The sequence below is a fragment of the Brevibacillus sp. AG162 genome, assembly GCF_006715575.1.
Classification (GTDB): domain Bacteria; phylum Bacillota; class Bacilli; order Brevibacillales; family Brevibacillaceae; genus Brevibacillus; species Brevibacillus brevis.
Genome location: NZ_VFNO01000002.1, coordinates 16497 through 31344, shown reverse-complemented (window position 1 = coordinate 31344; position 14848 = coordinate 16497). Strand labels below are relative to the sequence as shown.

The window sequence follows — 14848 nt, the reverse complement described above, 5'->3', positions numbered from 1 at the left end:
AACTAAGGCTTCTCCAAAAAGCTTGGCGAAGCCAAGTTTTCTAATGATCCAGTAGTAACCTCGAAGTCATGCTACCATGCGTTAGGTAGCGCCGCAAGACAAAAGTGAGGGAATGTGATACGATCAATTCTTACATACATAACTAGGCACATACATAGGAAGAAAGGAGTCTCCCATGGAAAAAAGTATTTTTACCAAAATCATGGACGGTGAAATTCCTGCTCGTATCGAGTATGAGGACGAACAGGTCATTGTCATCCACGATATTGCACCAAAAGCACGCGTTCACTTGTTGATTATCCCACGTAAGCCAATTCCCACGCTTATGGATGTAAGCGCCGAGGATCTGCCGCTGATCGGGCATATCCACCACGTAGCACAACTCTTGGCGAAAAAGCTGGAACTGCCAGGCTTTCGTCTGATTAACAACTGCGGCAAAGAGGGTGGACAAGAGGTTTTCCACATCCATTATCACCTGTTGTCCGGTTTTTACGAATAAAATTGAACTAAAGGTTGACCTTCTTTAGTCAATTATCCTATAATGAAGTGTGACAGTCTGTTCGTACGTTCGACTCAGGCGTCCCACGGTTTTAGCGGAGGGAGGGAAGACAAATGGCAGAAATTCGAGTCAAGAAAAACGAGTCTTTGGATAGCGCACTTCGCCGCTTCAAGCGTGAAAGCGCAAAATCCGGGGTGATGGCGGAACTGCGTAAACGTCGCCACTTTGAGAAGCCTAGCATTAAGCGCAAGAAGAAATCCGAAGCAGCTCGCAAGCGCAAGTTTTAATTGACGGAGGGCTCATCATGAGTGTAATGGAGCGACTCGATCAAGATATGAAGCAAGCAATGAAGGACAGAGCTGCTCTAAAACTCTCTGTTATTCGCATGGTGAAAGCCGCATTAAAGAACGAAGAGATTAACAAGGGCAGACTTTTGTCTGAAGACGAAGTGCTGACCATCTTGACTCGTGAGTTAAAACAACGCCGTGAATCCCTCCACGAATTTGAGAAGGCAGGCCGCGTGGAACTTGCCTCGAAAACGCGCGAAGAGATCGACGTGCTCTCCGCTTACTTACCCGCTCAGCTTAGCGAAGACGAAATTCGTGATATCGTTCGGGAAGGTATCGCAGCTACCAATGCCTCCTCCAAAAAGGAGATGGGCAAAGTGATGGGTGCGATCATGCCGAAAGTGAAAGGCAGAGCAGACGGAAACCTCGTGCAAAAGATTGTATCTGAGGAACTACCATCGTAGACGAGAGTAACACCTCATATAGATACGAACAGAAAAACTCAACCTGCAAAGGTTGGGTTTTTCTTTTTTTCCAAATGTGAAATAAATATGAAACGATTGCCACGCTCTTTCGTATACCTTATTGCACATACGTTGAAGCTGATAGAAGGAAAGGAGGTACATGCAATGAGTGCAACAAGGCTAGTAAAAAGCCGCGTGCGATTGCTTTTTTCACTTCTTTGCCTGATCATGGGAATGACGATGCTTCTTGCTCCCGCATCCACAACAGCCCAGACCTATCAAAAAGCTGTCTGGATTCCAGTAGATAGCACGATCGAGCGAGGGCTGGAGAGCTTTTTACACAGAGCATTTGCTGACGCACAGGAACAGCAGGCAGACCTTGTTATCTTGCATATCAATACGCCAGGTGGAGAAGTAAACGCTGCCGACCAGATTGGGCAGTTGATCCGTCAGGCTCCCATGCATGTGATAGCCTACATTGATAACCAGGCTTTTTCAGCGGGTACTTACATTGCCTTGAATGCCAATGAAATTATTATGACTCCTGGCAGTAGCATGGGGGCAGCCGCACCGATTGACTTGGCAGGGAATGCAGCAGACATCAAGTTCATTTCCGGCTGGAGCAATAAAATGAAGGCGGCAGCTGAGCTGAACAATCGCAATCCTGACGTTGCTCGCGCGATGGTGGAAATCGATACAGAATTCCCGGGATTAAAGCCAAAAGGCACGGTGCTTTCTCTCGATGCCCAACAAGCGAAGCAGTTAGGCTATGCGGATGATGTGGTGTCCAATAAGGAAGAACTGCTCAAAAAGCTTGGTATTCAGCCAGATTCCCTTCAGGCGATTGAGCCAACAGGTGGAGAGCTGGTAGCTAGATGGGTGACGAGTCCCATTGTGATGAGTCTTCTGCTCATCATTGGATTGGGAGGGATTGTAGTAGAACTGTTTGCCCCTGGCTTTGGTGTCGCAGGGACGATTTCGTTTGTTGCGTTCAGTCTGTATTTCTTCGGGCATTATGTAGCGGGATTTGCCAACTGGTTGCACATCGGACTGTTTGCCATCGGAATCTTACTGATGCTTCTGGAAATTTTTCTTCCGGGTGGCATTGTTGGAGCGATTGGCTTCGTGAGCATTGTGACAGGCCTCGTGATGGCAGCCTACGACACGCAGCAAGGGCTCGCATCTCTGGGTGTGGCCGCTTTGATCACGGCAATTGTAACGTTCCTGTTAGTGAAGAAATACGGGGTCAAAGGTCTATTCAACAAGTTTGTCTTGGGTGACACACAGCGCAATGAAGAAGGTTACGTAGCTCCGCGCGATCAGCGTGAGCTGGAAGGAAAAGCAGGCATCGCCGTAACACCATTGCGCCCGGCAGGGGTCGTCAAGGTGGAAGGAAAACGTGTGGATGCAGTATCGGTTGGTGGTTTCATCGAAGCGGGTACCGCCATCACCGTTGTGCAAGTAGAAGGCACGCGTATCGTCGTTGCTGAACTAGAACAAAAGGAGTGAGCTCTATATGTTTGAAGGCGGTTTGATTCCCCTTATTTTTATGGTGGCAGTAGCCATCGTCGTACTTTCCGTTTTCTTCTCGTTCGTACCAGTCATGCTCTGGATTTCTGCGCTGGCTTCCGGTGTGAATATCGGGATTATTACCCTCGTCGCTATGCGCTTGCGTCGCGTCGTACCATCTCGTATCGTGAATCCGTTGATTAAAGCACGCAAAGCGGGCTTGCAGCTGGATACCAACCAATTGGAGAGCCATTATCTCGCAGGCGGTAACGTAGACCGTGTAGTAGATGCGCTCGTAGCAGCACAACGCGCAGATATTCCACTTGGCTTCGAACGAGCAGCAGCAATTGATCTGGCTGGTCGTGATGTATTGGAAGCGGTACAAATGAGCGTTAACCCAAAAGTAATTGAAACACCTGTGGTAGCAGCAATGGCAAAGGACGGTATCGAGCTGCGGACTCGTGCAAAAGTAACGGTTCGTGCCAACATCGATCGATTGGTCGGTGGTGCTGGTGAAGAAACAATTATCGCCCGCGTAGGTGAGGGGATCGTATCGACAATTGGTTCGTCAAAAGGACATAAGGACGTATTGGAAAATCCGGACCTGATCTCCAAAACGGTATTGAACAAAGGTTTGGATGCCGGAACTGCTTTTGAAATTCTCTCAATTGATATTGCGGACGTGGATGTAGGGAAGAACATCGGGGCACAATTGCAAACCGACCAAGCGGAAGCAGATAAGCGTATTGCCCAAGCGAAAGCGGAAGAGCGTCGCGCCATGGCGGTAGCCCAAGAGCAGGAAATGATCGCGCGCGTACAAGAAATGAAGGCAAAAGTAGTAGAAGCCGAAGCACAAGTACCACTCGCTTTGTCCGAAGCATTGAAAAGCGGCAAAATGGGCGTAATGGATTATTACAACATGCAAAACATTGCTGCGGATACACAAATGCGTCAATCCTTCGGGCATGCAGGTGACAAACAAGATCCTGCTATGCCAGACGAGAAAGAATAAGGGCGATTGCCATGGAAGATCTCATGGATCTCGTCGTAGATTTACTGGGTTTAGTCGAGTGGATCATCCCGCTCATCGGCAAGTTCTGGTTTGTCATCCTGGGTTACTTAGGATATAAAGCTCTTGGCAAAGCCGGAAAGAAGATGTCGCAAGGCAAAAAAATGCCTCCGCTTACCCCGGCAAGTACGTCGGATATCCCTATGGACACTGAGGATTACGGCAGAGAGACAGTGCGGGCATCCACCAAATATGAGCCACTTCAGCGTGAATCGATGGAAGGTATTGGAGTCGAGCAGGAATGGGCATTCTCCAGTCCGGCCCGTGCTTCAACAGGTCCAACCATCACAGTGAAGCAATCGGAAACGATGAAGGTCGCTGATTCGGAACGGGTGAGAACACTCACATCGAAACACGGCAATCCGCGTGATGGGATGAAATGGGCGCTCATTTTTGGAGAGCCGCGCTCAAAAACTCCGTACGCCCAGCAGGTTCGGCAAAGAAAGATTTTATAATAGCAGCTAGTCAAACAGGTGAACCTCGGTTCGCCTGTTTTTTATTGATACGCAGTGTATTTATGTCGAAATATATCGAATAACTTGTCTTGTTTCTCGTATCCTAGTTGACTATCCTGAATGTAAAGAAAATTCTTCTAATAGAAGAAAGGGTAGAGGTCAAGCGATGAATCAACAAATTTTTGAACAAATGGGGCGGTTTCGTCAAAAAGTGATTCGGCTTGCCATCTTCGAAAACAAATCAGTATATGAAACGGCGATCGCATGCGGTTGTTCAGCTGAGAAAGTAAAACGAGTCATAAAAAAATGGAAGGCGCTTACAAAGGAAAAAGAGCTGGTTTCTGCTGCAAAAGAAAGCAAATAATCAATGGGTTTTGTAGAATGTATTTCAAAGACTGAGTTCTCAACTGCTTGCTAAATCGCAAGCGACGAGGGCTCTTTTTTTGTGGCTGTTTTTGATGAATGCCTCTTTATGCTCGCGCATACGCATAGATAAGAATGGTTTTGCACCTGCAAACAGATGAGATCGTCATATTCGCCAATATATAGAACGAGAAGGGGGGCTAATCCATGAAGCGTTGGAGCCGCCGTCTGCGCCAGCTGGCCGGAGGGGTGTTGGATCTGCCGCAAGATGTCGTCCTGGAAGTCCCGCGCATTACGATGATCGGTCATTTGCAAATGTATATAGAGAATCATCGAGGAGTCTTGCATTTTAGCGAAAAAGAGCTTCGCCTGTTGCTGACGAACGGTCAAATGATTGTTTCAGGTGAACAGCTTGTCATCCGAGCGATTTTGCCTGAGGAGGTTCTGTTAGAAGGCAGAATCGGTGGCGTGAAATTTTTGGAGACGGGACCACAGAGCACGTAATCTTTGTTAGAGGAGGGGGCGGCACGTATGCGGTATGGAATTAAGGAGTGGGTGGATGGACATGTAACCATTACTGTTCGGGGAAAACGGTTTGAGCGGATGCTGAATATGGCCGTACGGGATGGAATTCGAATATGGAATATTCGCAGGGTAGGGGAAGAGGTGACTCGCTGCGATATTTTGATTCGTGATTATTTTCGTTTGCGGCCGCTTTTAAAAGAGACAGGCTGTCGTAGTCACGTCGAGGCAAGAGACGGGCTGCCTTTCTGGCTGCTGCGTATACGCAGACGATCTGGATTGGCAATTGGGGCTGCTCTTTTTTTTATCGGATTGTACATGCTCTCCTCTTTTGTTTGGAGTGTCGAAGTGAGTGGGACAAAAATGGTTGATCCGCGACGAGTGATTCAAGCTGCCGAACAAGTGGGGATTAAAGAAGGGGCATGGAAGGTCAAACTAAAAGAACCGTTGGTTTTGCAAAAAGAGCTGTTGAGTCTGCTGCCTGAAGCGTCCTGGGTTGGAATCGAGATTCAAGGAACCAAGGTTATGCTTCAAGTGGTGGAAAAAGAGGCTCCCGTTAAGCCGCTTGCAACAGGTCCCCGTCATCTTGTAGCGAAAAAGAGGGCTGTCGTCCATAAAATTCTCCCAGAGGTTGGTCGCAGTCAGGTTGTGAGCAATCAATTGGTAGAAAAAGGCCAAGTGCTTATTTCCGGGATTATTGGCAATGACGCCCGTCAACAAGCCGTATCAGCACGAGGTAAGGTGCAAGGGGAAGTGTGGTATATGAGCAACACATCGGTTCCGCTAAAACAAACCATGCACCGTCTGACGGGAGAAAAGCTGGAGCATCAATACCTGCTCCTAGGCCCCTATGCGATATACGTGTGGCCATTTGAAAAACAGTCCTTTGCACAAGCCGAAATGGCGGAACGACGGTTTTTGCCCTCGTACGCGGGATATACCTCACCACTTGGCTGGAAGACAGTAACGTACGCGCAAACAGAATCCGTCCAAACAGAAATGAGCGTGGAGGAAGCGACGGAACTGGCTAAAAAATTCGCCAGGGAGGATATCTTGCAAAAAGCTGGAAAAGATGCGTTCATTCAGGACGAAAAAGTTTTGCACGTCACAACAGAGAATGGTAAAGTTTACGTAAGCATTCATTTTTCCGTCATTGAAGATATTGCCATTGAACAGCCTCTCGTTGGGCAGTGAGGGATGGCAAGCAAATGACGCATTGCTGATTACCGTTGCAAGGAGATGGAAGCCTGTTGCACGTACAAGATGAGGTAAGAATCCCGTTTTCAGACGCATCTGAGGCCTTGCTGTTGTTCGGACCACATGACGCGTACCTAACACTGATCGAGCAAAGAAGTTCCGCCAAAATTATGACCCGAGAAGGCGAACTGGTTATTAGCGGGGATAAGCCGGAAGTGGACAAACTGACAGAGTTGATTGAAATTCTGCTACAGTTGATTCGCAGAGGGATTGCCCTGTCCGAACGAGACATCTCTTATGCGATGTCGTTGATTGAACGGGGAGAAGGTGCCCAACTGCTCGATGTGTATGATGAAGAAGTCGCTCGTACCCAACGTGGCAAAGTAATCAGGGCAAAGACTTTGGGCCAGCGTCACTACTTGTCTGCGATCAAGAGGCATGACATTGTGTTTGGAATTGGACCAGCTGGTACCGGAAAAACGTATTTGGCTGTTGTCACAGCAGTAAATGCGTTGAAAAATGGGCGCGTCAAACGGATCGTTCTTACTAGACCGGCCGTAGAAGCGGGGGAGAGCCTTGGATTTTTGCCAGGAGATTTGCAGGAAAAAGTAGACCCTTACCTGCGTCCGCTCTATGATGCCTTGTACGACATGCTGGGCAATGAACAAGTCGCCAAAATGATGGAACGCGGACTCATTGAGGTTGCACCTTTGGCGTACATGCGTGGTCGTACGCTCGAAGATTCCTTTGTCATTTTGGATGAAGCCCAGAACACGACTCCCGAGCAAATGAAAATGTTTTTGACCAGGCTTGGTTTTGGTTCCAAAATGGTCATTACGGGTGATGTGACCCAGGTGGATTTGCCAAAGGGCAAGAAATCCGGATTGCGCGAAGCACAGCGCATCTTAAGTCCGATTTCCGATGTAGCCTTTATTCATTTCCAAGAGGGAGACGTCGTTCGTCACAGTCTGGTACAAAAAATCATCGCTGCCTATGCCAAGGAAGAAGTAGAACACGGCTATTAATAAATGGCGTCACAAAAAGGAGATCGTTTACCTGTGTTATCTGTAGAAATCCTTCATGAAGAAATCGAACCGATCGATGAGAATTTGCAAAACCTGCTTGTACGTTGCCTGGAAGCAGCGGCAAAGCTGGAAGACGTACAAGGAGAAGTAGTTGTCACGCTGGTGAACAACGAGCGCATACACGAGCTGAATCGCGACTATCGTGGCGTTGATCGGCCAACGGATGTTCTGTCCTTTGCGATGAACGAACCGGGTGAAGGGGAAATGGAAATCTTCATCGATGAGGATGAGGCCAGCGAGTTTCCGAATATGCTGGGAGATATCATTATCTCGGTGCCAAAAGCACATGAGCAGGCCGAAGACTATGGTCATTCATTCGAACGCGAACTCGGATTTCTCACGGTTCATGGTTTTCTTCACCTTCTGGGCTATGATCATGGGACGCCAGAAGAAGAGAAGGAAATGTTTTCACGTCAAGAAAAGGTTCTGGAACAAATCGGCTTGACGAGGTAGGAGATTACGTTGAAGGAATGGCGACGATTGACTCGCAGCTTCGCCTACGCTCTGCAAGGAATTTCCTATACCGTACGGACACAGCGAAACATGCAAATCCATGTAGCCGCAGCCATTTTGGTGCTGGCGGCAGCGTGGTGGCTGCAGATACCCCGCAGCGATGTTTTGCTGGTCCTTTTTTCTATCGGTCTGGTCTTCTCCCTTGAGCTGGTAAATACCGCGATTGAAGCAGTCGTGGATTTAGCTTCCCCGGAATGGCACGCCAAGGCGAAGATTGCCAAAGATGTGGGGGCAGGAGCTGTGCTTGTGGCGGCAATCCTGTCTCTCATCATCGGAGTCCTCGTATTTGGACAGCCACTGTTGCAAAAAGTATGGGGATAGTTTTTACTAGAGAGAAGGAAGAAATTTTTCCATAAGCCAAATGAGGTACCGGACGGGTCATTCTAGTTGACCTTTCAGTCGGGTTTCTTCGTGTCCCATTGGACACATCCTGTTTTGAAATGACGTTAAAGACCAATCATATGAGGAATGATGAGAATGGATAAACAAGCATTATTAGCACAAGCAATCGAAGCCAGAAAGCTCGCTTATGTACCGTACTCCAAGTTTCAGGTAGGAGCAGCTCTTTTAGCTGAAAGCGGCAAGGTTTATTTGGGGGGCAATATTGAAAATGCAGCGTACTCGCTGTGCAACTGCGCAGAGCGTACGGCTCTCTTTAAAGCGTATTCGGAAGGTGATCGGACTTACAAGGCGTTAGCCGTTGCTGCCGATACACCGCAAGCTGTATCACCGTGCGGGGCTTGCCGACAAGTCATCGCGGAGCTGTGCCCGCCGGACATGCCTGTATTTTTGACGAATCTCAAAGGCGACATTTGGGAAACGACAGTATCTGCCCTGCTTCCAGGCGCATTCACCAAGGAGGATTTACGTGGATAATCGCAAGACCAAGCAATCGTTTAAATCGGGATTTGTCTCCATTGTGGGACGCCCAAATGTTGGAAAATCAACACTGTTGAATCATATTGTGGGACATAAAATCGCCATCATGTCCAATAAGCCGCAGACCACACGCAACAAAATTACGGCTGTGCATACGACAGAAGAGGGACAAATTATTTTCTTGGATACACCGGGGATTCACAAGCCTCAATCCAAACTCGGAAACTACATGGTTTCCGTTGCCGAAAATACGTTGAACGAAGTAGACCTCGTTTTGTTTGTTGTCGATGCAACAGAAAAACGCGGAGCCGGGGACGACTACATCATCGAGCGGTTGAAGCAGGTCAAAACGCCAGTATTTTTGGTCATCAACAAAATTGACAAAGTGCACCCGGAAGCACTGCTGCCGATTATTGACGATTACCGCAAATTATATGATTTCAAGCAAATTGTTCCAATCTCTGCACTGGAAGGTAACAATACAGGATCATTGCAGCAGGCTATTTTGGGTGAAATGGAAGAAGGCCCGATGTATTACCCTGCAGATCAGGTGACAGACCATCCGGAACGCTTTGTAGCAGCCGAGTTGATTCGGGAAAAAGTTCTGCATTTGACGAGAGAAGAAGTACCTCACTCCATTGCTGTTGTAATTGAAGAGATGAAACGGGGCGAAAATGGCAAAACGCTTTACATTTACGCGGCCATTTACGTAGAGCGGGATTCTCAGCGCGGAATTTTGATCGGGCAAAAAGGCCAGATGCTCAAAGAAATCGGTCAACGGGCGCGTAAGGATATCGAGCGGCTGATGGGTGACCAAGTATTTTTGGAGCTCTGGATCAAAGTGAAAAAGGATTGGCGCAACCAAGAGCGGATGCTGCGTAACTTCGGTTTCTATGACGAGCAATAATATTCCCATCGCGATGTGTTAATTTTTCCAAGGCATAGAATAACGGGCAAAGGTGATTCTAAGAAGGAAGTGGATAGACCCGATATAGGAAAGGATGATGCTCCATGCTTCGTGACTTTTCTTGGAGAGTTTTCGCTTCAACCGGTGACATCCATGCTTACCTTCTCTACCGTGATCACCATCAAACGGATGTTTCCAGCGAGGAAACCTCGTTTGATCTCGCCCAGGAAGAATTGGGTGACACGCAGGCATGCTTGTAAAGTGGGAAGGGATTGTCATTCGCAGTGTGGACTATGGTGAGTCCAGTAAAGTGGTGACATTGTTTACCCGGGAGAACGGCAAATTAGGCGTGATGGCCCGTGGTGCTAAAAAGACCAAAAGCCGTCTTGCCGCCGTCTCCCAGCTGTTTTCGCATAGTTATTACCTATGCAAGGCGGGACCCGGTACGGGAATGCCCGATCTCTCTCAGGGAGATATGCTGGATTCGTTCCGGGATATGCGGCAAAGCCTGACTGCTACGGCTTATGCCGCATACATAGCAGAACTTTTGGATCGGCTGACGCAGGAAAGGGAACCAAATCCCTACTTGTTTCAGCTACTCCTTCATACATTTCGCTATTTGGATGAAGGACGAGATGCTGAGATCCTATGTCGTATTTTTGAGACCAAGATGCTAATTGTAGCGGGGATCTCCCCGCAGCTCACGGCATGTGTAAACTGTGGCGAACAGCGCGAGCCCTATGCGATCAGTGTGGGACAGGGTGGCCTGTTGTGCCCAGTTTGCCAGCCTTCCGATCCATATGCTATGGCAGTTACACCCTCAACCTGGAAGCTGTTACGGCTGTTCCAGGTATTTGATTTGGAGCGGCTTGGTGACATTGAAGTGAAACCGGCTACCCGCAACCAGCTCAAGCATGTGCTGCGGAGCTTCATGGATGAGTATTTGGATCTCAGGCTGAAAAGTCGAGCATTTCTGGAACAACTGGAGCGTATGGAAAGAATGACGCAATCCGATCAGGACTAATTGACATACGAATTTGTTTTCGTTATGATAAGAACCAAACTTGTATAACGTATGTTGCCATGAAGGAAAAGAGTAGTCGGCTACTGGCTGTGAATAGCGAATCGGGGATAGTGGGAGCCCGGTCACCATGCTGATGAAGGGCGTTCTGGAGCAATTTGATTGTAAGGTGGGCGAAGAAGTCATTCGCCAAGTAGGGTGGAACCGCGAGAATCCTCTCGTCCCTACACTGTCGCATCAGGCAGTGTAGAGGCGGGAGGTTTTTTTAGTTTCGACTTAAAGCCAAGTTCTAATAAGTTTAGAGGAGGAAAAAGCATGAAAATGACATTTCAAGACATCATTTTGACGCTGCAAAACTTTTGGGCAAAGCAAAACTGTCTCATTGTCCAGCCGTATGACGTTGAAAAAGGGGCAGGTACGCTTAACCCGATGACCTTCCTTCGTTCCATTGGACCTGAGCCGTGGAATGTGGCATATGTAGAGCCTTCCCGTCGCCCGGCAGACGGACGTTATGGGGAAAACCCGAACCGTCTGTATCAGCATCACCAGTTCCAAGTGATCATGAAGCCATCGCCGGACAACATTCAAGAGTTGTACCTCGAGAGCTTGCGCGAACTCGGAATCGAGCCACTGGAGCATGATATCCGATTTGTAGAGGACAACTGGGAGCACCCTGGTCTCGGCGCATGGGGCTTAGGCTGGGAAGTTTGGCTGGACGGAATGGAGATTACACAGTTTACGTACTTCCAGCAAGTGGGCGGTCTGGAATGTAAACCAGTGGCAGTTGAGCTGACTTACGGACTGGAGCGTTTGGCTTCCTATATTCAGGAAAAAGAAAATGTGTTCGATCTGGAATGGTGCAACGGGTATACGTACGGAGATGTATTCCTGCAACCAGAATACGAGCATTCCAAATACACATTCGAGCTGTCTGATGTCGATATGCTGTTCTCTCTCTACAATACGTATGAGGCAGAAGCAAAGAGACTGATGGCGGAGCGACTGGTTTACCCAGCTTATGACTACGTGCTGAAATGCTCCCACACCTTCAACTTGCTGGATGCGCGTGGAGCTATCAGTGTGACGGAGCGTACAGGCTACATCGCTCGTGTACGCAATCTGTCTCGTGAAGTCGCACAAACCTACTATAAAGAGCGTGAGCGCCTCGGTTTCCCGCTTTTGCAAAAAGGCAACGCAGACGCTGCAGATCAAGTGAATCAGGTGAAGGGAGAGGATACAAATGAGTAAGCGCGATCTACTTGTAGAGGTTGGTTTGGAAGAAATGCCTGCTCGTTTTGTCGCACAGGCAGCGGCACAATTCAAGGAAAAAGTAGAAAAGTGGCTGACTGCTGAGCGCGTGCCGTTTGATCAAATTACGGCATTGGAGACACCTCGTCGTTTTGCCCTGTTGATCAATGGATTGGCAGAAAAGCAGCCTGACCGCAATGATGAAGCGAAAGGCCCTGCACGCAAAATCGCACAAGATGAAGTGGGCAACTGGTCCAAGGCAGCACTGGGCTTTGCTAGAAGCAACAATGTTGAGCCTGACCAACTGTATTATAAAGAAGTAAACGGGATCGAGTATGTTCATGCTCGCAAATCGGAAGCGGGAAAACCGACTACCGAGCTTTTGCCGCAACTGGCTGAAGTAATCACCGGCATGAGCTTCCCGAAAAATATGCGCTGGGGCGCGCGCGATTTGAAATACGTTCGTCCGATTCGTTGGCTGGTTGCTTTGTTCGGCGATGAATTGATCGATCTGGAGATTGCAGGCGTAAAAAGCGGACGCGTTTCTCGTGGACACCGCTTCTTGGGAACCGAGGTTACGTTGAATCACCCAAGCGAATACGTAGGCAAGCTGGCTGAGCAATATGTCATGGTGAATCCCGACGAACGCAGAGCAGCCATTGTAGAACAAATTCATCGCTTGGAGAAGGAAAATGGCTGGACGATTCCAATGGACGAGGGACTCTTGGATGAGGTAGTCCATCTTGTGGAATATCCTACCGCCCTTTATGGTACGTTTGAGCAAGAATTCCTTTCTATTCCACGTGAGGTTTTGGTTACCTCCATGCGTGAGCACCAGCGTTATTTCCCTGTCGAAAACGCTCAGGGTCAATTGCTGAATCATTTTGTGACAGTGCGTAACGGAGACAGCCGAGCTCTCGAAAACGTAGCGAAAGGGAATGAAAAAGTTCTTCGCGCACGCTTGTCTGATGCTCGTTTCTTCTATGTAGAGGACCAAAAGCTGTCCATTGAAAGCTGCCTGAAACGTTTGGAGACAATCGTTTACCATGAAGAACTGGGAACAATCGGAGATAAAGTTCGCCGTGTACGTAAAACAGCTGCCCAAATTGCAAGCAAGCTGGGTGTGAGCGCGGAAGAGACCAAACAAGTAGACCGCATTGCAGAAATCGCAAAATTTGACCTCGTTACCAACATGGTAGGCGAATTCCCTGAACTGCAAGGGATTATGGGGGAAGATTACGCGCGCAAAGCGGGTGAGTCCGACCTCGTGGCAAGCGGCGTATTCGAGCATTACCTCCCGCGTTTTGCAGGGGACAAAATGCCTTCTTCCGCCCAAGGTGCTATCGTCAGCCTGGCTGACAAGATGGACACGATTGTAGGCTGCTTCTCGATCGGCATTGTGCCTACTGGCTCACAGGACCCGTATGGTCTGCGCCGTATGGCAGCGGGGATCGTTTCGATTTTGGTGGAGCGCGACTGGCAAATTTCTCTTGCTGATCTGTGGAATGCAGCGATGGAAGGCTATGTAGCGCAAGGCGTAAACAAGAGAGCGGCAGAAGACGTGAAAAAAGACTTGGTAGATTTCTTCGCACTCCGTCTGAAAAATGTCTTGCAGGATCATGGTGTTCGCTACGATGTCATCGACGCCGTTCTTGCTGCCGATCTGACACTGGTTCCAGAGGTGCTGGCAAAAGCAAAAGCACTGATGGGAGCCGTACAAACAGAAGAATTCAAGCTGATTGTGGAGCAGTTTAACCGGGTGAACAATCTGGCGCAAAAAGCGGAAGCAGACCAAGTCAGCGAAGCTTTGTTCGCGGAAGATGTGGAACGTGCCTTGTATCAGGCATTCCAAGCTGTTCAGAAGGATGTAGAAGGTCTGAAGGATCAAGAGAAGGTGCTCGCAACCTTGTCAACCCTGCGTCAACCGATCAACGCATTCTTTGATAAAGTAATGGTCATGGCAGAAGACCAGGCCGTTCGTGCGAATCGTCTGGGGCTTCTCTTGCAGCTTTCTCGTGTGCTTTATCGCTACGCAGATTTTTCCAAAGTTGTATTCGCGTAAACAAAATAAAACTGGTGCCTTCGTCTGAAAATCAGGCGGGGGCACCTTTTTTCCGCGTGAAAGAAGGAATATCCCGTCGAATAGAGTAATACTAGGAAGAGGTAAAGACAGAACCGGGGTGATTGGTCATCGAGCTTACCAAACGACAAGAGCACATCTTACAGATAGTGAAGGATGACGGACCGATAACAGGAGAGCATATTGCGGAGCGACTGAATTTGACTCGCGCGACGCTGCGCCCTGATTTATCCATCCTCACAATGTCAGGATATCTAGAAGCCAGACCTCGGGTCGGGTATTTTTATGCCGGCAGACCCGCAAGCTCAGTCATAAGTGAACGGCTTCACAAGCTTCTCGTCAATGACTACAAGGCGGTACCGATCGTGGTATCCGAATCCGCCTCGGCTTACGACGCCATCGTTACCCTCTTTTTGGAGGATGTTGGCACGTTATTCGTCGTCAATCAAAAAGGATATTTGGCTGGCGTGATCTCACGAAAAGACCTCCTGCGGGCTTCTTTAGGCAACAAGACGCTTGAGGATGTTCCGGTCAGCATTATCATGTCTAGGATGCCGAATATCATTACCTGTGCACCTGATGAGACCTTGTACGCAGCCGCCAAAAAGCTGATTGATTTTCAGATCGATTCTCTGCCTGTCGTAAGGCCCAGCGAGGAAGATCCGAAGCAAATGGAGCTGTTGGGGCGCGTCACCAAGACGACGATCGCGAAAGCATTTGTAGAATTGGGTAGCGAACCGAAAGTGTAGG

General features: G+C 48.6%; 19 protein-coding genes. All 19 read left to right on the top strand.

Going from position 1 to position 14848, the window contains the following annotated elements:
* Positions 1-175 precede the first annotated feature (175 nt).
* Complete coding sequence (locus tag FB479_RS04915; protein ID WP_048032286.1) at positions 176-499, top strand: histidine triad nucleotide-binding protein; 324 nt, start codon at positions 176-178, stop codon at positions 497-499.
* A gap of 113 nt (positions 500-612) precedes the next feature.
* Complete coding sequence (rpsU, locus tag FB479_RS04910; RefSeq protein ID WP_007727630.1) at positions 613-786, top strand: 30S ribosomal protein S21; 174 nt, start codon at positions 613-615, stop codon at positions 784-786.
* Positions 787-803: 17 nt separating this feature from the next.
* Positions 804-1250: a GatB/YqeY domain-containing protein gene (locus FB479_RS04905; protein WP_007727628.1), complete on the top strand. Its 447-nt coding sequence runs from the start codon at positions 804-806 to the stop codon at positions 1248-1250.
* Positions 1251-1415: 165 nt separating this feature from the next.
* Complete coding sequence (locus FB479_RS04900; RefSeq protein ID WP_106654002.1) at positions 1416-2759, top strand: NfeD family protein; 1344 nt, start codon at positions 1416-1418, stop codon at positions 2757-2759.
* 7 nt (positions 2760-2766) lie between these two features.
* Positions 2767-3771, top strand: coding sequence for a flotillin-like protein FloA (floA, locus tag FB479_RS04895; RefSeq protein WP_007727625.1), 1005 nt, complete (start codon positions 2767-2769; stop codon positions 3769-3771).
* Positions 3772-3782: 11 nt separating this feature from the next.
* Positions 3783-4283, top strand: a complete 501-nt coding sequence (locus tag FB479_RS04890; RefSeq protein ID WP_142062988.1) for a hypothetical protein — start codon at positions 3783-3785, stop codon at positions 4281-4283.
* Between the two features lie 166 nt (positions 4284-4449).
* Positions 4450-4647 carry a hypothetical protein gene (locus FB479_RS04885; protein ID WP_106654004.1) on the top strand — a complete coding sequence of 66 codons (198 nt, stop codon included), beginning with the start codon at positions 4450-4452 and terminating at the stop codon, positions 4645-4647.
* A gap of 206 nt (positions 4648-4853) precedes the next feature.
* Positions 4854-5150: a sporulation protein YqfC gene (yqfC, locus tag FB479_RS04880; protein ID WP_106654005.1), complete on the top strand. Its 297-nt coding sequence runs from the start codon at positions 4854-4856 to the stop codon at positions 5148-5150.
* Between the two features lie 27 nt (positions 5151-5177).
* Complete coding sequence (gene yqfD / locus FB479_RS04875) at positions 5178-6362, top strand: sporulation protein YqfD (RefSeq protein WP_106654006.1); 1185 nt, start codon at positions 5178-5180, stop codon at positions 6360-6362.
* Positions 6363-6418: 56 nt separating this feature from the next.
* Entirely contained in the window at positions 6419-7390 is a 972-nt protein-coding gene (locus tag FB479_RS04870) for a PhoH family protein (protein ID WP_142062985.1), read from the top strand.
* 33 nt (positions 7391-7423) lie between these two features.
* A complete protein-coding gene (ybeY, locus tag FB479_RS04865; RefSeq protein WP_106654008.1) occupies positions 7424-7903 on the top strand; it encodes an rRNA maturation RNase YbeY in 480 nt (159 codons plus the stop codon).
* Between the two features lie 9 nt (positions 7904-7912).
* On the top strand, positions 7913-8284 hold the full coding sequence (locus FB479_RS04860) for a diacylglycerol kinase family protein (RefSeq protein ID WP_106654009.1): 372 nt from the start codon (positions 7913-7915) through the stop codon (positions 8282-8284).
* 156 nt (positions 8285-8440) lie between these two features.
* Positions 8441-8839, top strand: coding sequence for a cytidine deaminase (locus FB479_RS04855; protein WP_047072510.1), 399 nt, complete (start codon positions 8441-8443; stop codon positions 8837-8839).
* A complete protein-coding gene (gene era / locus FB479_RS04850) occupies positions 8832-9749 on the top strand; it encodes a GTPase Era (protein ID WP_047072508.1) in 918 nt (305 codons plus the stop codon). The genes FB479_RS04855 and era overlap by 8 nt, the downstream gene beginning before the upstream one ends.
* Before the next feature lie 104 nt (positions 9750-9853).
* Complete coding sequence (locus FB479_RS04845; RefSeq protein WP_012685773.1) at positions 9854-10009, top strand: YqzL family protein; 156 nt, start codon at positions 9854-9856, stop codon at positions 10007-10009.
* Positions 10000-10773 carry a DNA repair protein RecO gene (gene recO / locus FB479_RS04840; protein WP_106654011.1) on the top strand — a complete coding sequence of 258 codons (774 nt, stop codon included), beginning with the start codon at positions 10000-10002 and terminating at the stop codon, positions 10771-10773. The genes FB479_RS04845 and recO overlap by 10 nt, the downstream gene beginning before the upstream one ends.
* A 318-nt stretch (positions 10774-11091) precedes the next feature.
* Entirely contained in the window at positions 11092-12018 is a 927-nt protein-coding gene (gene glyQ, locus FB479_RS04835; protein WP_012685775.1) for a glycine--tRNA ligase subunit alpha, read from the top strand.
* Positions 12011-14080 (top strand): glycine--tRNA ligase subunit beta, encoded by a 2070-nt coding sequence (glyS, locus tag FB479_RS04830; RefSeq protein ID WP_142062984.1) that lies wholly within the window; start codon positions 12011-12013, stop codon positions 14078-14080. The genes glyQ and glyS overlap by 8 nt, the downstream gene beginning before the upstream one ends.
* Before the next feature lie 122 nt (positions 14081-14202).
* A complete protein-coding gene (gene ccpN / locus FB479_RS04825) occupies positions 14203-14847 on the top strand; it encodes a transcriptional regulator CcpN (protein WP_012685777.1) in 645 nt (214 codons plus the stop codon).
* Position 14848 lies beyond the last annotated feature (1 nt).